Origin of the sequence: Parasphingorhabdus sp. (assembly GCF_036964675.1) — a bacterium.
Lineage (GTDB): Bacteria > Pseudomonadota > Alphaproteobacteria > Sphingomonadales > Sphingomonadaceae > Parasphingorhabdus.
Genome location: NZ_JBALTF010000012.1, coordinates 26,086 through 45,475 on the forward strand (window position 1 = coordinate 26,086; position 19,390 = coordinate 45,475).

At 57.4% G+C, this 19,390-nt stretch carries 18 protein-coding genes; 10 read left to right on the plus strand and 8 right to left on the minus strand.

The annotated features are described in order from the left end of the window. Nucleotide 1 precedes the first annotated feature (1 nt). The 4 genes from recQ to V7665_RS03875 form a co-directional block, all read right to left on the minus strand. Nucleotides 2-1,792 (minus strand): DNA helicase RecQ, encoded by a 1,791-nt coding sequence (recQ, locus tag V7665_RS03860; RefSeq protein ID WP_335663218.1) that lies wholly within the window; start codon nt 1,790-1,792, stop codon nt 2-4. 73 nt (nt 1,793-1,865) lie between these two features. Then, nucleotides 1,866-3,674 carry an ABCB family ABC transporter ATP-binding protein/permease gene (locus tag V7665_RS03865; RefSeq protein WP_335663219.1) on the minus strand — a complete coding sequence of 603 codons (1,809 nt, stop codon included), beginning with the start codon at nt 3,672-3,674 and terminating at the stop codon, nt 1,866-1,868. A 66-nt stretch (nt 3,675-3,740) separates the two neighbouring features. Continuing rightward, nucleotides 3,741-5,882 (minus strand): TonB-dependent receptor plug domain-containing protein, encoded by a 2,142-nt coding sequence (locus V7665_RS03870; protein ID WP_335663220.1) that lies wholly within the window; start codon nt 5,880-5,882, stop codon nt 3,741-3,743. A gap of 137 nt (nt 5,883-6,019) precedes the next feature. Next, nucleotides 6,020-6,289, minus strand: coding sequence for a hypothetical protein (locus V7665_RS03875; RefSeq protein ID WP_335663221.1), 270 nt, complete (start codon nt 6,287-6,289; stop codon nt 6,020-6,022). A gap of 82 nt (nt 6,290-6,371) precedes the next feature. On the opposite strand from V7665_RS03875, the gene V7665_RS03880 reads away from it, so the two are divergent. Then, complete coding sequence (locus V7665_RS03880) at nt 6,372-7,190, plus strand: SDR family NAD(P)-dependent oxidoreductase (protein ID WP_335663222.1); 819 nt, start codon at nt 6,372-6,374, stop codon at nt 7,188-7,190. Nucleotides 7,191-7,245: 55 nt separating this feature from the next. Here V7665_RS03880 and V7665_RS03885 read toward each other — a convergent pair whose 3' ends face one another. From V7665_RS03885 to V7665_RS03895, 3 genes are all read right to left on the minus strand, one after another. Next, nucleotides 7,246-8,769 carry a fumarate hydratase gene (locus V7665_RS03885; protein WP_335663223.1) on the minus strand — a complete coding sequence of 508 codons (1,524 nt, stop codon included), beginning with the start codon at nt 8,767-8,769 and terminating at the stop codon, nt 7,246-7,248. Between the two features lie 190 nt (nt 8,770-8,959). Further along, nucleotides 8,960-9,631, minus strand: a complete 672-nt coding sequence (locus tag V7665_RS03890; protein ID WP_335663224.1) for a TetR/AcrR family transcriptional regulator — start codon at nt 9,629-9,631, stop codon at nt 8,960-8,962. 1 nt (nt 9,632) lies between these two features. Next, nucleotides 9,633-10,880: a cytochrome P450 gene (locus V7665_RS03895; RefSeq protein ID WP_335663225.1), complete on the minus strand. Its 1,248-nt coding sequence runs from the start codon at nt 10,878-10,880 to the stop codon at nt 9,633-9,635. Nucleotides 10,881-11,082: 202 nt separating this feature from the next. Between V7665_RS03895 and V7665_RS03900 the strand changes: the two genes are divergently transcribed. Both V7665_RS03900 and V7665_RS03905 read left to right on the plus strand, forming a co-directional pair. Then, a complete protein-coding gene (locus V7665_RS03900; RefSeq protein WP_335663226.1) occupies nt 11,083-11,451 on the plus strand; it encodes a hypothetical protein in 369 nt (122 codons plus the stop codon). 2 nt (nt 11,452-11,453) lie between these two features. Beyond that, nucleotides 11,454-11,741 carry a hypothetical protein gene (locus V7665_RS03905; RefSeq protein ID WP_335663227.1) on the plus strand — a complete coding sequence of 96 codons (288 nt, stop codon included), beginning with the start codon at nt 11,454-11,456 and terminating at the stop codon, nt 11,739-11,741. Nucleotides 11,742-11,917: 176 nt separating this feature from the next. On the opposite strand, the gene V7665_RS03910 is transcribed toward V7665_RS03905, so the two are convergent. After that, nucleotides 11,918-12,091 carry a hypothetical protein gene (locus V7665_RS03910; RefSeq protein WP_335663228.1) on the minus strand — a complete coding sequence of 58 codons (174 nt, stop codon included), beginning with the start codon at nt 12,089-12,091 and terminating at the stop codon, nt 11,918-11,920. A 1,221-nt stretch (nt 12,092-13,312) separates the two neighbouring features. On the opposite strand from V7665_RS03910, the gene V7665_RS03915 reads away from it, so the two are divergent. The 7 genes from V7665_RS03915 to V7665_RS03945 form a co-directional block, all read left to right on the plus strand. After that, nucleotides 13,313-15,373, plus strand: a complete 2,061-nt coding sequence (locus tag V7665_RS03915) for a ribonucleoside-diphosphate reductase subunit alpha (protein ID WP_335663229.1) — start codon at nt 13,313-13,315, stop codon at nt 15,371-15,373. Between the two features lie 208 nt (nt 15,374-15,581). Beyond that, nucleotides 15,582-16,631 carry a ribonucleotide-diphosphate reductase subunit beta gene (locus V7665_RS03920; protein WP_335663230.1) on the plus strand — a complete coding sequence of 350 codons (1,050 nt, stop codon included), beginning with the start codon at nt 15,582-15,584 and terminating at the stop codon, nt 16,629-16,631. 9 nt (nt 16,632-16,640) lie between these two features. Then, entirely contained in the window at nt 16,641-17,384 is a 744-nt protein-coding gene (locus tag V7665_RS03925) for a hypothetical protein (protein ID WP_335663231.1), read from the plus strand. After that, nucleotides 17,381-17,671, plus strand: coding sequence for a hypothetical protein (locus V7665_RS03930; RefSeq protein WP_335663232.1), 291 nt, complete (start codon nt 17,381-17,383; stop codon nt 17,669-17,671). Before V7665_RS03925 ends, V7665_RS03930 begins: the two co-directional genes overlap by 4 nt. Nucleotides 17,672-17,741: 70 nt before the next feature. Continuing rightward, on the plus strand, nt 17,742-18,137 hold the full coding sequence (locus V7665_RS03935; RefSeq protein WP_335663233.1) for a glycine zipper 2TM domain-containing protein: 396 nt from the start codon (nt 17,742-17,744) through the stop codon (nt 18,135-18,137). A gap of 163 nt (nt 18,138-18,300) precedes the next feature. Further along, on the plus strand, nt 18,301-18,846 hold the full coding sequence (locus tag V7665_RS03940) for a nuclear transport factor 2 family protein (RefSeq protein WP_335663234.1): 546 nt from the start codon (nt 18,301-18,303) through the stop codon (nt 18,844-18,846). A 208-nt stretch (nt 18,847-19,054) separates the two neighbouring features. Further along, the coding region (locus tag V7665_RS03945; RefSeq protein ID WP_335663235.1) for a carboxymuconolactone decarboxylase family protein at nt 19,055-19,390 on the plus strand (336 nt) is incomplete at its 3' end.

The window sequence follows — 19,390 nt, forward strand, 5'->3', positions numbered from 1 at the left end:
TTCATATATTCACTTGATTAGCTTCTGCGACATCGCGGATGACTTGTAAAAAGGCCTCGCCATGTTTCTCCAGTTTCGCCGCACCGACGCCGGGAAGCTCGCTGAGCGCCGACAGGCTGTCCGGTTTAAGACCAGTCATATCACGCAGCACGCTGTCATGAAAGATCACATATGGCGGCACGCCCAGTTCCTTGGCGAGCTGCATGCGTTTCTGGCGCAGCGCTTCGAACAGGGGATCGCCAAACGGATTGGGAGAGGCGCTGCCGCCGCGCCGTTTGCGCGATGCCCGCTTCGGCGGTTCGACAATGGCTATTTCCTGCTCGCCCTTGAGAATCTTGCGCGCCTCGGGACCGAACATCAGGCCGCCATGTTCGGTATTGCGCAGCGCATCGCGGAGCAACAGCGACCGGGATACCGGCTTGATCAGTTGCGCTTCCTCTTCCCCGACAATGTCGAAGACCGAAAGCTGGTCATGACCGCGCGACAGGATTTTTTCATCCTGCCGTCCGGTGAGCACCGCTTCGAGATGGGTGACGCCGAAGCTCTGGCCGGTGCGATAGACGGCGGAGAGGAATTTGCGCGCCAGTTCGGTGACGTTGCGGGTGACCGGGGCGTTCAGGCAATTGTCGCAATTGCCGCACTCGGCTGGCGGATTTTCGCCAAAATGTTTCAGCAAAATCGCGCGGCGGCAGCCTGCGGTTTCGACCAGGCCGCCCAGGGCAGCAAGCCTTGTCCGTTCGCTGTCCAGTCGGCTCTGATCGACTTCGCTCAGTCGCTGACGCGCCTTGGCGAAATCTTCCGCGCCCCAGAACATATGCGCCTCCGCCGGATCGCCATCACGCCCGGCCCGGCCGGTTTCCTGATAATAGGCCTCGATCGACTTGGGCAGGCCGGCATGGGCGACAAAGCGCACATCCGGCTTGTCGATACCCATGCCAAAGGCGATCGTGGCAACCATCACCATATCTTCCGAGGCGACAAAATCATGCTGGTTCTGCTGCCGCACTTCCGGCGGCAGGCCGGCGTGATAGGCACGGGCGCTGCGTCCGGTGCTGGCGATCTGGCTGGCCATTTTCTCGGTCGCCGCCCTTGTCTGGGCATAGACGATGCCCGGCCCCGGTGTGCGCTCGACCAGATCCCCGATCTGCCGGGCCAGGCCGGCGCGCGGGCTCATGCTGTAGCGGATATTGGGCCGGTCAAAACCGGCGAGGATCAGCCCGTCCTGTTCGATCCCCAGCTGCACCAATATGTCGTCGCGGGTATGCGCGTCGGCGGTGGCGGTGAGGGCGAGTCGCGGCACCGAACCGAAATGGTCGAGCAGCGGCCGGAGCAGCCGGTAATCGGGCCGGAAATCATGACCCCATTCGGATACGCAATGCGCCTCATCAATGGCGAACAGCGAAATTTCGGTCTGTTCCAGCAATTCCCGAAAATGCGACTGTGACGCGCGTTCCGGGGCGGCGTAGAGCAGGTCCAGTTCGCCTGCTTTCAGCCGGGCAATGGTTTCGGCGCGATTGTCATCGGCGGAGGTGAGGGTGGCCGCCCGGATTCCGACCGCTTCGGCGCTGCGCAACTGATCGTGCATCAGCGCGATCAGCGGCGATATCACGATGGTCGTGCCTTTATTGGCGATGGCGGGCAGCTGATAGCAGAGCGACTTGCCGGAACCGGTTGGCATGACGGCGAGCGTATTCTGCTTCGCCATCACCCGCTGCAAGACCTGATCCTGCATGCCGCGAAAGCTGCTGAAGCCAAAGGTCGATTTGAGCAGGGGAAGGAGGGCTTCGGTCATGCTTCTTTCCCTAGCCAGAGACGGCACCATGCGAAACCGCAAAAGCAGAAATGACCGAAATTGTAATCCGCGGTCACGCCGACTCCCGCTGATCCTCCGCCTGCCGCTTCCACATGTCCGAATAAAGCCCGCGCTTGACCAGCAATTGCCGGTGGCTGCCGCGTTCGGCGATGCGCCCTTCGTTGAGCACGATGATCTCGTCGGCATGGGTGATCGTCGAAAGCCGGTGGGCGATGATCAAGGTCGTGCGGCGCTCCGATATCTTGGCCAGCGTCGCCTGAATTTCATCCTCGGTGCGGCTGTCGAGCGCCGAGGTCGCTTCGTCCAGGATCAGGATCGGCGGATTTTTCAGCAAGGTCCGGGCAATCGCGACGCGCTGTTTCTCGCCGCCGGACAATTTCAGCCCGCGTTCGCCGACCTGCGTGTCATAGCCATCGGGCAGCTTGGCGATAAAGCCATCCAGCGCCGCCCCGCGCGCGGCTTCCTCGATCTCGGCCTGGGTGGCGCCTTCCCGGCCATAGCCGATATTATAGCCGATGCTGTCGTTGAACAGCACGCTGTCCTGCGGCACGATACCAATCGCACCGCGCAGACTGTGCTGGGTGACGGTGGCAATATCCTGCCCGTCGATCAATATCCGGCCCGCTTGCGGATCATAGAAACGGAACAACAGGCGCGCGATCGTCGACTTGCCGGCACCGGACGGCCCAACAATCGCCAGCGTCCCGTCGGGCGGCACTTCAAAATCGAGACCGTGCAATATCCGGCGATCGTCATCATAGTTGAACACGACATTTTCAAACCGCACGGTGCCATCGGAAACCTGCAGCGGCTTTGCCCCCGGCTTGTCGATGACCTCCTGCTTGGTGTCGATCAGTTGGAACATTGCGTCCATGTCGACCAGACCCTGACGAATCGTGCGATAGACCATGCCGAGCATGTCGAGTGGCCGGAACAGCTGCATCAGCAGCGCATTGACCAGCACCAGATCGCCGACCGTCAATTCGCCCTGTTTCCAGCCATAGACGCTGAACGCCATCGCACCGATCATGGTGAGATTGGTGATGATCGACTGGCCGATATTGAGCAGGCCGAGCGAGTTTTCCGACTTGACCGCAGCCAGGGCCCAGTCCCGCATCGCCTTGTCATAGCGCTCGCTTTCGCGGCGTTCGGCGGTGAAATATTTGACCGTCTCATAGTTGAGCAGCGCATCAACCGACCGGCCAATCACCTTTGTGTCCATGTCGTTCATTCGCGCCCGTAGCGCATTGCGCCAGTCGGTCACCTTGCGGGTGAATAGGATGTAGATCGCGACCATCGCCATTGTCGCAGCGACCAGGCCAAAGCCGAATTTGATCTGGAAGATGATCAGCACTGCGGTCAGCTCAACAACCGTCGGGGCAATGTTGAACAATAGAAAATAGAGCATCACGTCGATGCTCTTGGTCCCGCGCTCGATGATCTTGGTGACTTCGCCGGTGCGCCGGTTCAGGTGAAAACGCAGCGACAGGCTGTGCAGATGGGTAAAGACATTGGTCGCGAGCCGTCTTGCCGCCTGCTGGCCGACCTTTTCAAAGACGATGTTCCGCAGATTGTCGAACATCACCTGGCCGAACCGCGCCAGACCATAAGCTGCAACAAGCGCGAGCAATACCGTCAATTCGGTGCCCAGCGCATCGTTGGCCATGCCATCGATAACCGCCTTGTAGATGAACGGCATGGTGAGAACGGCGGCCTTGGCACAAAGCACCAGCAATCCGGCGACGATGATTCGCAGCCTTAAACTCGGCTCTCCCTTGGGCCAGAGATAGGGCAGGAAACGCTTGAGCGTGGGAATCATCGGAGGGTCGATCTGACCCTCGGTAGCATAATCTGGTGGCATGACCCCGGATGTAGGACTGCCGGGACCGAAAGTCTATCCAGCTAAATTTTTCAGCGGCGCGCGGCCTCAGAAACTGCCGCTGATGGTCAACCGGTAAATCAGCCCAAACTCGCGGCTGCGATCCTCGACGAAGCCAAGCGGACCGTTGCGCCGCCCTCTGATAAACGGAGGGTCGAGGTCACCCGGCTGACCCAGAATCGTGCCATAGGCGGTGCGGGTGAAATTTTCGCTTCGGCCCAGCAGATTGCCGAGTTCGGCCTTGACCGTCAGTCCGAAGACATCCTTATGCTCGACAAACGCCCAGGTATAAGGCGCCCCGGTGCGGTAACGGGTGGTCTGGTCGAGCCGCAGAAAATCCGAATAGCGGAAATCCTCGATCCCGGCGCCCCATGCCCAATTGCTGCCGGGAATATCGTGGCGCAACGTGGCTTCATAGGTGAATATCTTGTCGTCGCTGATCCGCCGGAAAATCCCGGTCAGCGGGTCCCGCAGCGAACTTTTGCGGACCTCCCCCTCAAAATCGAGTTTTGCTCCCCGCCAGCCGATCGGATCGAACAAGATGCTGGAAACCACGCCCACGCCATAGCTGGTCGCGCTGTCCAGATTGCCACGTGCCTCGGTGGTCGCGGTGATCGGAATGGAATCAACAATATCGCTGAATTTTTCGCCATAAATATTGACCGTCAACGACCCCCACGGCCCCAGTTTCTGGGTGGCTTCCAGTTCCGCCCGCCAGCTTTGCGGCGGCACCAGTGCGGGATTGCCGGCATTGCCGTTATTCTGCGAAACATCGACCGATTCGACGAAATCAAAGAAATTGAGCTGGCCGACCGACCGTTCGACCTTCAGGCTGAGATCGAGACCGGGTTGCGGCTTCCAGGCCAGCGAAGCAGAGCCTTTCGGGCGAATGAAGGACCGGCTCTGGCCGGCCGCGCCGCTCTGGCTGATCTTGCTATATTCCCCGCCCAATGTTGCCTGCAGCGTGAGTGTTTCGGTCAGGGGACGGCCATAGGAGCCGATAACTTCCCCGCGATATTCGGTGACCTTGCTATTGGCATTGGTCAGCGCGATCGGCTGGAAAATACCCTGCGTATCGAGCACCGCCAGGGCGCCTTCATTGTCGAGAAAATTATAGGCGCCTTCGACGCTGATGCCCCAGTCGGTTCCGCCTGCGGTCTTCCAGCCATATTCCGCGCGCAGGATCGACTCGCCCTCATCGGTCACCGTGTCAAACCGGCTGCCATTGGCGGGCGTGATGCCATCGGAAAATGTCTGCCCAAAAAAATCGCTGACCGGACTATGTTCGAATCGCTGCAAACCGATAAGTTTCAGCCGTCCGCCACCGAGACCGAATTCATAATCGGTGCTGAATTCGGCATTCCATTCATCCTCGCGGCTGGAATAAAGCTCGAAAATATCGGGCTGGCCTAGCTGTGTGCGATCCGTAGCCACCGTTTCCCGTTTCCGGAAAATCTGGTAGGCAGCATTGGCATTGAACAGCGAGCCATCGTCACCGGTGCGACTGTAGGAACCGCTCAATTTTGGCCGATCCTGAAGATAGCGGGCAACTTCGTCGCGTTCGAACAACAGGTTGCCAAAGCGGTCGGTGACCTGTTCCGGCCCCTCGACACCGTTGCGCACGGCATCATTTTCGACCGCCAGAGTAAAGTCGCCCTTGCCGAGTTTGCCGCTGATCGATGCTTCCCCGGCGAACCAGTTGTTGCCCGAGCGCCGCCACCGCGGGTCCCATTTGAAATTGCCGCTGATGCTGCCGGTTTCGCTCGCGTCGGTGACGAGATTGAGCACCTGCCCGGAAAGCCCGGAGATGCTGAGCGTCGCCCCGTCGACAATCTCGATCCGGACAACATTGCTGGCGGAAATCCGTCCGAGGAAAGTGAACGCGTCGACATTCTTGCCCGAGATCCGCGTGCCATTGATCAGCACATTTTCGTCGGCCTGACCGAGACCGCGTTCGTCGCCGTCGCCGGTGTCGATGGTAAAGCCGGGCACCTGACGGACCATGTCCAGCGCGGTGCGGGGATTGAAGCGGGAAAATTGTCCCGCATCATATATCTGCCGTCCGGTCTCGGTGCGCGGTTGCAGGGAGGACAGGGCGGCCGTCTGGGCCTGTGCCGCGATGGGGAGGAGGGATGACGTGATCATCGCACTCATGGCGATGCCGGTCAAAACCCATATTCTGTCGTTCAATATATTCCCCCCAGGCCGTCTGCTTCGGATGGGGCGCTGCTATGTCCAATTGGTTGCAGCCGATACCGGCTTTCGATAAACTACGTCCGTAGACGGACAAACAGCATTACCGATTGCGGGCGATAAGCCATTCAAACTTAATGTTTGTTGAAAAAAAGCACCCAGGCCGCCGCGCAATTGGCGAGCGTATAGACAAAATAGAAAATCACCGCGGTGAGCATGCCCATATCGGCGAATATCATGGCGGCGAGGAGCATGAAAAACTCCAGTATATAGCTGCCATAGGGCCCCAGAAATTTGCGGAAACCGCCGCGCGCTTCGGCCATGATCGGATGGTTGCTCTCGAGCATGGCCTTGTGCATCGTGAAATTGCCGATGCCACAGAGGAAGATGATGAAGATATACATGGCTTCAACATAAGCCCATTTGCTGCCATTGTCATTTGATCAGAAAAATAAACCTCTCATCCAGGAGAGGAAGGAGCGGTATATGGATTTTGCAGGCAAGACGGCGGTTATCACGGGCGGGGCGACCGGCATTGGTCTGGCGCTGGCCAGACAGATGGGCAGGGCGGGTGCCAGAATCATCCTGTTCGAACCGCGCGAAAATCGTCTGCAGCAAGCCGTTGCCGCCCTCGCGGGGGAAGGTATCGACGCCAAATATCTGGTCGGCGATGTCACCAGCGCCGAGCAAGTCGAGGCGCTGGCGGATTTTGCCTGGGCAGAGAATGGACGCGGCGATATCATCATCAATAACGCCGGGGTCAGTGGCGGGCGCAGCAGCGTGATCGACATGGATATGGCCGAGGCGCGAGCGCTTTACGACGTCAATTTCTGGGGCGTCTGGCACGGTATTGCCAGTTTCGGCAAACGCTACAAGGCCGAGGGCCTTCCCTCGGCCATCTATACGGTGGGCTCCGAAAACAGCCTGTTCAATGCCTTGCCGAAAACCGGCGGCGCCTATGTGTCCAGCAAACATGCGGTGCTCGGCCTGATGGACGTGCTGCGCCGCGAAGCTCCCGACAATATCCAGCTCGGCGTCATTCTGCCCGGCTGGGTCAAATCGGAACTGTCGGAACTGCAAGCCGATGCGGCCATGGACACCGACGAATTTGCCGCGATCATTTTCAAGCAGATGCAGGCGGGCGAATTTTATCTGGTCAGCCATCCCTATAATGTCGTGCGGATGGAAGAACGCTGGGCCGAGGTTTACGGCGCCTTCGAAAAATATGCGCCCCGCCACGAAGGCGACGAGGCGGGCGATGTGCAACTATGGGCAGAACGGATGCGGGCGGCGCGCAAGAAATAGGTGCGGACCGTCGCCCCTGCGCAGGCAGGGGCGACGGCTCACGCCATCATCAATTTCAAACGCCCTCCAGCAATCCCTCCCGCTTGATCTTCTCCTGCCAGACCAATGGCGCCAGATGGTGCACACTCTGTCCTTCGGCATCGACCGCGACCGTCACCGGCATATCCTGCACCTCGAACTCGTAGATTGCTTCCATGCCGAGATCCTCGAAACCGACGACTTTCGATCCCTTAATCGCCCGCGACACCAGATAGGCGCTGCCGCCCACCGCCATCAGATAGGCGCTCTTGTGCTTCTTGATCGACGCCACCGTGTCCAGTCCGCGCTCCGCCTTGCCGACCATCGCCAGCAGACCCTGTTCGAGCATCATGTCGGTAAACTGGTCCATCCGCGTCGCCGTGGTCGGGCCAGCGGGGCCGACGACTTCTTCGCCCACCGGATCGACCGGGCCGACATAATAGATCACCCGGCCCTTGAACTCGACCGGCAGCTGTTCACCCTTGTCGAGCATGTCCTTGATCCGCTTGTGCGCGGCATCGCGGCCGGTCAGCATCTTGCCGTTGAGCAGCAGCCGGTCGCCATGTTTCCAGCTCTGCACCTCTTCCGGGGTGAGGGCATCCAGCTGCACGCGCTTCGCTTCCGACGATGGCGTCCAGTTGACGTCCGGCCATTCCTCGAGCTTAGGCGGTTCGAGATAGGCCGGGCCGCTGCCATCAAGGGTGAAATGGGCGTGGCGGGTGGCGGCGCAATTGGGAATCATCGCCACCGGCTTGCCGGCGGCGTGGCAGGGCCAGTCGTTGATCTTGACGTCGAGGATGGTGGAGAGTCCGCCAAGCCCCTGCGCGCCAATGCCCAGCGCATTGACCTTGTCGAAAATCTCGATCCGCATTTCCTCGATATCATTGCGCGGGCCGCGTTCTTTCAATTGCCCCATGTCGATCGGGTCCATCAGCGATTGCTTGGCGAGCAGCACGGCGCGTTCGGCGGTGCCGCCAATGCCGATGCCGAGCATGCCCGGCGGGCACCAGCCGGCGCCCATCAAGGGGACCATTTCCAGCACCCAGTCGACGATATTGTCGCTCGGGTTCATCATCTTGAATTTCGACTTATTCTCCGACCCGCCGCCCTTGGCCGCGACATCGATCGAGACCGTGTTGCCCGGCACCATCTCGACATGCAGCACGCTCGGCGTATTGTCCTTGGTGTTGCGCCGGGTGAAGGCGGGGTCGGCCAGAATCGAGGCGCGCAATTTGTTCTCCGGATGGAGATAGGCGCGGCGCACGCCCTCATCGACAATTTCCTGCATCGATTGCGACGTGTCATCGAGCCGGCAATCCATGCCCCATTTGACAAAGACGTTCACGATACCGGTATCCTGACAAATCGGCCGGTGCCCTTCGGCGCACATTTTCGAATTGGTCAATATCTGGGCAATCGCATCCTTGGCCGCCGGAGATTTCTCCGCGTCATAGGCTTTGCCGAGCGCCCGGATATAATCCATCGGATGATAATAGGAAATGAACTGCAGGGCGTCGGCGACGCTCTCGATCAGGTCGGCGGTCTTGATGGTGACGGTCATGAATGCTCCAGAATATCGACGAAATGCGATCCGCAGGTCTTTTGGCGGATAGTATCCGCCCGGGCAAGTTTTTGTGATCCAGCCTTAGCCCAGCCATATTTTGTCGAGCCATAAGGGCCAGCCGGTTGACCACCGGGTTCCGGGTCTTGCAGAAATCTGCATCAAGCCCGCAGCGGCGGCGATGGTTCCTTTATTCCAAAACCTTTTCGGGAGTTTTGCCCAATGCTGTTCCCGCGTCATCCATCTGGTCAATATATCGCCGCAGCCGGATCACCGTTTCGGGCAGCAATCGATATTCGAACAAGGTCAGATGACGCATCAATGTTTTGCGAATCGCACCGCCGCCGACCTCGATCGGCTCGCCCATCTCGCGGAAATATTCCAGACCGTAGCGCAGGATGATGGTCACGTTGATCGCTAGGTCGGCCAGTCGTTCCTCGGGCCAGTCGAGCAGGCCAGCCTCGACAAATCCCCTCAGATAGGTTTGAAACTGCCGGTGGGTCCGCTCGGTCCAGCCGCGCACGCCTTGCCGCACAATTTCATCATGCTCGCCATAATCCGCCTGGTCGCGGTACAGAAAACGATATTCGCGAAACTCGTCGATAATCGCCTGCAACAGGGCGACATATTCATCAACGATATCCGCGTTTCCGGCGGGCGCGCGCGACAGGCGTTTTTCGATATCCTGTGCGAATTGCTCGCTGATCGCGTGCAGGATCGCGCGCTTGGTCTTGAAATGATACCAGAGATTGCCCTCGGCAACGCCAAGATGTTCGGCCAGCGTCGCGCTGGAAACATTGCCAAAACCGCGCTGATTATAGAGGTTCCGCGCCTCCAATATGATCCGGTCGCGGGTTTTCAATTCAATATTGCTCCAGCGTGACCATCATCTTCTTGTAGCCATGGACGAAACAGGCAGGCACCCGCTCCGGTTCTTCCAGCACGTTGACGCGCAGGCGCCGCTTGGCCATTTCTTCGAGCAGGACATGCAGCTGCAACTCGGCAATCCGGGCGCCGACGCAGCGGTGGATGCCATAGCCAAAGGACAGGTGCCGCCGGGCGTTTTCGCGATCAACGCGGATGCTGTCGGGATCGTCAAACACGCTCTCGTCGCGATTGGCCGAGAGATACCAGAGCACGACCTTGTCGCCCTTCTTCATCTTTACGCCTTCCAGTTCGGTATCTTCGACGACCGTGCGCCGCATATGGGCAAGCGGGGTTTGCCAGCGAATGAGTTCGGCCACCGCGTTCGGGATCAGCGCCGGATCGGCCTCCAGCTTCGCGCGTTCTTCGGGGAACTGGCTGAGCCCATAGGCATAAGCGCTCATCGAATTGCGCGTCGTGTCATTGCCGCCAACGATCAGCAATATGAGATTGCCGATAAATTCTTCCTGGCTCATCTCGCTCATCGCGTCGGATTGCATCATTACCGAGATCAGATCCTTGCCCGGCTCGCCGACGGCCTTGCGCTGCCAGAGTTCGGCGAAGGCACCGGCCATTTCCATGGCAATGGCATTGCGCCGGGCAATGCCGCCTTCCTGGTGGACCAGTTCGACATCGCCGAGCATGTTGGACCAATAGGTCAGCTTGTCGCGTTCTTCCCAGGGAAAGTCGAACAGCTTGGCCAGCATGCCGGTGGTCAGTTCGATCGACAGCTTCTCGACCCAGTCAAACGGTTCACCCACGGGCAGCGAATCCAGCACATCTGCTGTCCGCTGACGCACTTCATCCTGCATCGCCTTGACTTCGCTCGGACCAAAGGCGGAAGCGATTGTCCGGCGCTGCGCGGTATGCTGTGGCGGGTCCATGGCAATAAATTGCGGCTGGCGAAACTCGTCGGACAGCAGATGGTCAGGATAAAAGGCGATCGAAATGCCGCCATATTCAAAGGACGAAGAGAATATCTTCGGCAGTGCCTCGACGTGGACAATCGGCTTGTAGGTGGAGACCGACCAATAGGGACCGAATTTGGATTCCGGGACATATTGGATCGGCGCTTCGGCGCGCAGCTTGCGGAACGGCTCCTGCCAGCGGTCCTCTGTGTAAAGTTCAGCCAGCGAAACATCGATCGGATCGATTGCGTTTTTTTCAGGTGCCAGTGTCGTTGCCATAGTCTCTCTCCTCCTGGGTCGCTCGTGCGACTCTCCATTTTTAGGGTCATAACCCTATTTTATATGAATTGGCAATATTATTTGGCTCTCTGCCGCCAGTCACTCGGGTAGTATGCCCGATTACGTCACAGGTAATTGATGACCGGCGATCCCGTGCATATAAGTTCCCTCTCAAGATCAATCCAGCAGAGGGAGCCAACTCATGGCGGCATTCAGAATTTTCATGGCGGTGCTTTTTGTCGGGATCGCGGCCTATACCGGCGTCACCATTTCCAATCACGGCTGGTACCTGATCCCGGTCTTCTTTGGCGACATGGCGACCATGGCCTGGCCCGGTCAGTTCAACTTTGACTTCCTGTGTTTTCTGCTGCTCTCTGCGCTCTGGGTTTCGTGGCGCCACAATTTTTCCGCAGCCGGTTTTGCCCTTGGCGCGATCGCTTCGGTCGGCGGGATGCTGTTTTTGTCCGCCTATCTGTTCATCGTCGCCGGACAGGTCGATGGCGATGTCCGCAAATTGCTGCTCGGCAGGGCACGGGCGAACGCGTTCACTGGCGCCGCGGCATCGCACTGACTTTGCTCGGGGTGTTGATCGTGGTCTGGCGGCCCGAAGGTGTCACACTCTCCACCGGTCTCTGGTTCGTCGCAGCGGCTGCCTTTTCGGGTTCCGCGGGCGCCGTGCTGATGAAGCTGGTCGTTGATGTCGCCCCGTTTTGCTTTCCGGCCTGGGTCTATCAGCAAGCAGCGTCGTTTTTTTTTATTTCGCAGCTGATCGAAGATGGAGTGTTCCCTGACCCTTGCAATATCAGCCAGACGGAGGGCGCCGATATCCGGTGTTCTGAAATGTCGGCTATCCGATCGTGAACGGTGCGCGCGATGAAAGTTGAGGCGCATTATAAAACATGGAAGGTCGGTTTGGCAGCAGGCTGGCTAGCGGATCAGTAAGGAAATGATATTTTGATCACCGCTATTGTCCAGCCCCGATATGGCTGATCTGGAAATCTATCTGAAAGACCGTGGTGTGCCAGCAACTTGGTTGATTAGCTGCCAAAGCTACCAGGAGGATAGGCGGTGGATTCACGAGTAGACTCTATTAACTTTCCGCCAGACTTTTCCGTCAAATCCAGCACAATTAGTACCGGCTTTTCATATTTCCTTTTGGTATTGGTCGATTGCGGCTCGTTTTCCTGCTCATTTTCCTGATCATGAATCATCTTGCTGGTCCAAATCTGATTGTTGATAACAGTTTACTATGATTATACTTATACTGCTGGATGTCAATGCAAACTGACAGAGTCAATGTCGCCTTGAGCTTGCGCTGCAAGACTAGCGGCGGAAAGACTGCTTCCGATTGCGGGTATAAGTGCGCTGAACATCCAAAAATTTAAAGTAGTATCTCGACAAGTTCTTGGTTGTCAGGGTTGAGAGCGGTTTTGCTTTCCTGAATTATCATTTTACCGGATCGATCATCGGCGATATCCAGTCCTGATATGGCTGATTCAGAAATCTTTCCGAACGTCTGTAAGGCCTGAGCCAGGCGATTGATTGCCTCAGTGAGAAACGGGTGTCGGATTCTGTGATATCCAATCTTGACTTCCCGTCTCACTTTCCCGCCAAATTCAATTCAACCAATATCAGCTTTTTAGATGGCATTTTATGCTGGTTGATTGCTGTCTCTGTTTTCTGATCATGCCCCCGGACAGCCGGCGCGCTGACGCAAATGCTAACATGATACAGAATTGTAACATCATAGATTGCATTGCAAATGAGAAGGCAGGGGAAGGGCAGAAACACTGTTTTCGGTCGCGGGCAAAGTTGGGCAGAGCGAGCGTGGCCGTTTCTGTCCGCTTATCTGTCCATCGTCGCCGGACAGGTGGGTGGCGATGTCCGCAAATCGCTGCTCGGCAGGGCGCGGGCGAACGCCTGATCCACCAGATATGGTGTCACAAATATGTCATCACCCCCTGTGCATGATCTGTGGATAATTATTCTTGTAAATTTTACCATCGACTCTTGCGCTTTGCGCAAGGCTTAGGAAGTCCACGCGTCGCTGCGCTGCAGCACGAATCCGGGCTCGACGAAGCGATTCATTTATGCGACGAATGGAGTCGTTAATTTGTCATTTACCCCCTTGCATAAAATTTCGATTTAGCCACTATAGGTAGTGGTTCGGCCAAGGGGGCACACCAACAGATAGTGTTAGTCGTCTTTTACACCGACTCGGTGGACGGCTCCCTTTGTGCCAAATGACAAGAGAATATACGGGATTTTGGGCAGGAAAATAAATGCCCGCCCGGGTGGCTAAACTGTTAGGATAATGCTTCGATTCGAGTCGAACAAGACAGGAACAAATGCCCGGATAAAATCGCGGTGGTCAATCGGTCCATAGGCCGTTGTGATCGTTGGATTAGTAGAGTGATTTTGAGGGGGCTTTGATGGATTTTAGAGACAGCCACGACAATGAGACAGTGTCGGGACCAGATGTGAGTGAGAGTGAAATGGGCGCGGAAGTATTGGATACGCCAAAAAGCAAAGCCAAAAACACGGCACCGACGAGCGAGCCGGAGGTCAGCAAGAAAGCGGCCGCCGAAGCCGCTTCGGCCAAGGCCAATGATGAAAAGGAACTGAAGGCCGAACGCGACAGCCACAGCGTTGAAAAGCGCCGTTTCAAGATCACGCTGGATGACAGCCGCGACGCGCTGCTGACCGATTTTGGCAAGGAAACGCTGAACGACCGCTATCTGTTGCCGGGCGAATCCTATCAGGATCTGTTTGCCCGCGTTGCCGACGCTTATGCCGATGATCAGGCCCATGCCCAGCGGCTCTATGACTATATTTCAAAACTCTGGTTCATGCCGGCAACGCCCGTGCTGTCCAACGGCGGCACCGGACGCGGCCTGCCGATCAGCTGCTATCTCAACAGCGTCGATGACAGTCTCGGCGGCATCGTCAACACCTGGAACGAGAATGTCTGGCTCGCTTCGCGCGGCGGCGGCATCGGCACCTATTGGGGTGCGGTTCGCGGCATTGGCGAACCGGTTGGCCTGAACGGCAAGACCTCTGGCATCATTCCGTTCGTGCGGGTGATGGACAGCCTGACCCTGGCGATTTCGCAAGGTTCGCTGCGCCGTGGTTCGGCCGCCTGCTATCTTGATGTCAACCATCCGGAAATCGAAGAATTTCTTGAAATCAGAAAGCCTTCCGGTGACTTTAACCGGAAAGCCCTGAACCTGCATCATGGCGTTTTGCTGACCGACGAATTCATGGAAGCGGTACGCGACGGCGCCGAATTTGATCTCAAATCGCCGAAGGACGGTTCGGTTCGCGGCACGGTTGATGCGCGCAGCCTGTTCCAGAAACTGGTCGAGACAAGGCTGGCCACCGGCGAGCCCTATATCATCTTCAGCGACACGGTGAACCGGGCGATGCCCAAGCATCACCGCGATCTGGGGCTCAAGGTTTCCACCTCCAATCTTTGCTCGGAGATCACCTTGCCCACGGGTCGTGATCATCTTGGTGAAGACCGGACCGCAGTCTGCTGCCTGTCCTCGCTCAATCTCGAAACCTGGGATCAATGGTCGGTCGAAAAGGAATTTATCGAGGATGTCATGCGCTTCCTCGACAATGTCCTGCAGGATTATATCGACCGCGCACCGGAGGAAATGGCGCGGGCGAAATATAGCGCGATGCGCGAACGCAGCGTCGGTCTTGGCGTGATGGGCTTTCACAGCTTCTTGCAGGCCCGCGGCCTCGGCTTCGAAAGCGCGCTGGCAAAATCGTGGAACTTCAAGATCTTCAAGCATGTTTCAGCCAAAGCATCCGAAGCCAGCATGATGCTGGCCAAGGAACGCGGACCCTGTCCCGATGCTGCCGATCAGGGTGTGATGGAGCGCTTCTCCTGCAAGATGGCGATTGCTCCGACCGCGTCGATCAGCATCATCTGCGGCGGTGCCTCGGCCTGTATCGAACCGATCCCGGCGAATATCTACACCCACAAGACGCTCTCGGGCAGCTTCGTGGTGAAGAACCCGCATCTGCTGAAATTGCTGCAGGAGAAGAGCAAGGACAGCAACAATGTCTGGAACACGATCCTCGAAAAGGGTGGCAGCGTCCAGCATCTCGATTTCCTCAGCGCCGAGGAAAAGGACACGTACAAGACCAGCTTCGAGATCGACCAGCGCTGGCTGCTCGAACTCGCCGCCGACCGTACGCCCTATATCGATCAGGCGCAGTCGCTGAACCTGTTCATCCCGGCCGACGTCGACAAATGGGACTTGCTGATGCTCCACTTCCGCGCCTGGGAGCTCGGCATCAAGTCGCTTTACTATCTGCGCTCGAAATCGATCCAGCGCGCCGGCTTTGCCGGTGGCGAAACGATCATGAGCGAACCAACCGGTGGCGGCGTCGAGGCCGACAATACGCTCGACCCGAAAACCGTCGAACTGATGACCACCGCCGGCACCACCGATTATGACGAATGTCTCGCTTGCCAATAAGCAGCGCGGCATAGACTTTGCCCACTGCCCCCTCCCTTTCGCTCCTTTTGGGAGGGGGCTGTTTTTTTAAAGTAAAGGCGCGCGCAGCACGATAATTGTCATCCCAGCGAAGGCTGGGATCCAGACCAAAATATGGTGCTGGAAACAAGATTGATTTAGATTCCAGCCAACGCTGGAATGACGAGTATAAAGCGGAGAATGAGTAACCATGTCACTTCTGGAAGCACGCAAAACCTACAAGCCCTTCGAATATCCCTGGGCCTATGAATTCTGGAAGCGCCAGCAGCAGATCCACTGGATGCCGGAGGAAGTGCCGCTCGGCGAGGATTGCCGCGACTGGGCGCAGAAGCTCACCGATCACGAACGCAACCTGCTGACCCAGATTTTCCGCTTCTTCACCCAGGCCGATGTCGAGGTGCAGGATTGCTATCACGACAAATATGGCCGGGTGTTCAAGCCGACCGAAATCAAGATGATGCTGACCGCGTTTTCCAACATGGAAACCGTCCATATCGCCGCTTACTCGCATCTGCTCGACACCATCGGCATGCCGGAAAGCGAATATTCGATGTTCCTCGAATATGAAGCGATGAAGGACAAGCACGACTATATGGGCACGTTCGGCGTCGAAAATGACGAGGATATCGCCAAGACGCTGGCGATGTTCGGCGGCTTTACCGAAGGGCTGCAGCTGTTCGCCAGCTTCGCCATGCTGATGAACTTCCCGCGCTTCAACAAGATGAAGGGCATGGGCCAGATCGTCACCTGGTCGATCCGCGACGAAAGCCTGCACTGCGAAGGCATTATCAAGATGTTCCACACATTTTGCGAGGAACGCGACTGCCTGACCAAGTCGGTCAAGGACGACATCATCGACTGCTGCCAGAAGACCGTGCGGCTGGAAGATGCCTTCATCGACCTCGCGTTCAGCGACGGCCCGGTCACCGGCATGACCGCCAAGGAAATCAAGCGCTACATCCGCTATATCGCCGACTGGCGTCTCGGCCAGCTCGGCTTCCAGCCGATCTACATGGTCGAGGAACACCCGCTGCCATGGCTCGCGCCACTCCTGAACGGCGTCGAACACGCCAATTTCTTCGAAGCCCGCGCCACCGAATATTCAAAAGGCGCGACCAAGGGCGAATGGAATGACGTCTGGTCGAGCTTCGACCAGCGCAAGGGCAAGGTCGCGAACGAGGATGAAGCGGTCGATGACGGGCCGGATATGTTTGCCGAGGCAGGGGTTGCTGCGGAGTGAGCGCTCAATATGGCAATTTACAAACCGGAAAATTGGCTAACTGCAGATGACTTAGAGTTGTTGGAGCTACTCGCACAAATCTTAACGCAACCAGCACATGCTTCGTCCAACCTATCTGAAGAAAGTATCCCATTAACTCCGGCGGAAGCTGGACTTAATTTGCTTGAACAGTTGGTTTCGTTAAAGGAATTTAGAGAAACTGCTCATTTTGTAGAAGGTCTAACACAACAGGATGTAACTAGTCGTGACGACCTCAAAGAGATATATTTATCTCGACGGAAGACTAGCGGCCGATCACGCGTAATTTCATCGACGCATTGGCGTGCATTCTTGAATCGTATGGGGATAACAAAATTTAGTTACTCGAGTGCTTCAAGGGCCGACATTTATACTACTCGAATGACTTACGAACATTTTTTAAAAATGGAGCGACGTCTGATAGTTCAAAGGCACATTCCTTTGCGAATTCGCGCCGTGATTGTGGGCGTCGTCGACAAGTATGAGAACGAAGTCGAAGAAGCACGTAACGGGATTAATCCCCTAAAAAGCGGATCAATAGTAAAAGTATCACGTAGTATATTAGAATCGCTGAATCGCAATAAGAAGACTGAACTTGAACCGTTAAAATCATCGCAATTGGCTGGATTAGCTACCCTTATTGCAGATTCATCCGTTTTGTTTACGACTCGCGATTGGAGTGTTGCCGGCACAATGTCAGCAATGGCCGGCGGATTTTCTGCAACAGCTTATTGATATGGAATATCGGCGACACTGCCCTAATTTCACTAACCTTCCAACTTGTCATCCCCGCGCAGGCGGGGATCCAGTCCAAAAAAACGTCGCGAAGCGGCTTTATTTATTCACTGGATTCCCGCCTGCGCGGGAATGACAAAGGGGAAACACCGTGTCAGTTTACAAAACTCACCAAAGCTCTTGCCACCCCCCCCACCATCAAACATCGCACCCCTGCCTCCGTTCATCTTGAAAGCGGTGAATATGAACAGCTTGTCATCAGTCGTTCAGGCGGGCTGCTGCAATAGCCTTGTCCACAGACACAACAGACGGCGATCGCATCCGCTTTTGCCGCCACCGGACAAGAAAGAGAATATCATGCGCAATATCCTCATGACGCTCGCCGCCGCTACCCTGGTCGTTCCGGCCGGAGCCGTGCTCGCCGACCCGCCGGGCCATGCCAAAGCTTATGGCCATGACAAGCACAAGGACAAGCACCGCAGCAAGCACCGCAGTCGCTATGATGACCGCGGCCGCTATTACGAACCGCGCCGGCTGAGCCGCGAAGACCGTATCTGGCGCGGCAACGACGGGCGTTATCATTGCAAGCGCGACAATGGCACCACCGGTCTGATCATCGGCGGCGCAGTCGGCGCGCTGGTTGGCCGCGAACTGGATGGTGGCCGCGATCGCACGGTTGGCACAATATTGGGCGCCGCTGGTGGCGCATTATTGGGCCGCGAAATTGACCGCGGCGGATTGCAGTGCCGGTAACGGCGCAATCACGGTGACAGTGGCCTAATTTCACTTACCTCCCAACCTGTCATCCCCGCGCAGGCGGGGATGACAGGTAAGCAAGAGGATGCGACGGCGAAAGCCGATTGACCACGGCCACCGCAAGTGTATTATATACACAATACACAAGGGAGAGCCTGCCATGCGGCCACGCAACATGATATTGATCGCCACTCTATTCGCGATGACCGGCTATCCCGCCATCGCCGCAGAGCCCGTCCCCGCGCCGCTGCCAGCCAGGCAGCCCGGCCCGGCGACGCTCGATGATGCGGCGCTATTTGACACGCTGGCCACGCTCGACAGCGCCCTGTTCACCGCCGCCTTTGGCACCTGCGATATCGCCAGGGTGCGCGCTCTGGCGGCCGACGATCTCGAATTTTACGACGACCGCAGCGGGCTGGCTTATGGCAGCGGCGACGCCTTTGTCGCGGGCATCAACTGCCTGAACTGGACCCGGGGCAACGACCCGCAGATCGCGCGACGGCTGGTGCCGGAAAGCCTGACGGTCGAGCGTCTCGGCAATTGGGGCGCCATGCAGCGCGGTCGCCACCAATTCTATCTGGTCGTCCCCGATGGCGAAGACCGGCTCGAGGGCGATGCCGATTTTATCCATCTGTGGCGCCATGACGCAACTGGCTGGAAAATTGCCCGCGTGATCAGCTATGGCCACCGCGCCGTAGTAAAGTGAAGCGCCGCCAAGGGAGGGGAGTTTCGTCATCCTGAACGCGTTTAGCTCCGCTGGCCTCCGGCTCAGGACCCCTCGAGGTTCTGAACGCGTTCAGGATGACGATCCCCCTCCATTCCACCCATAACCGCTTTCCCTGTTCTCTGCTGCCGGATCGTGATATTCGGGAGCACCAATTGCGACATTCGCATTTCCCGAAGGTATTCAGCTCATGTCGAAATTTCCCTCGCTTCCTGAAAAACCCGAAATGGTCGTGGTCCTCGCTGCCCATCCCGAAGGTTTTGGCGCGCTGTTCGCATATCATGATGCGATATTGCGCGGCCCTTCGCCGCTCAGCATCGCCGAACGGGAATTGATCGCCACCTATGTCTCGGGTCTCAACCAGTGCAGTTTCTGTTTCGGCATCCACCGGGCCTTTGCCGAACTGCACGGCATCGACCCGAAAATATTCGACAAGCTGATCGCCGACCCGGCCGCCGCCGGGCTGGATGAAAAACTGCTGCCGCTGCTCGCTTATGCGAAGAAACTGACGCTCGAACCCGCCAAC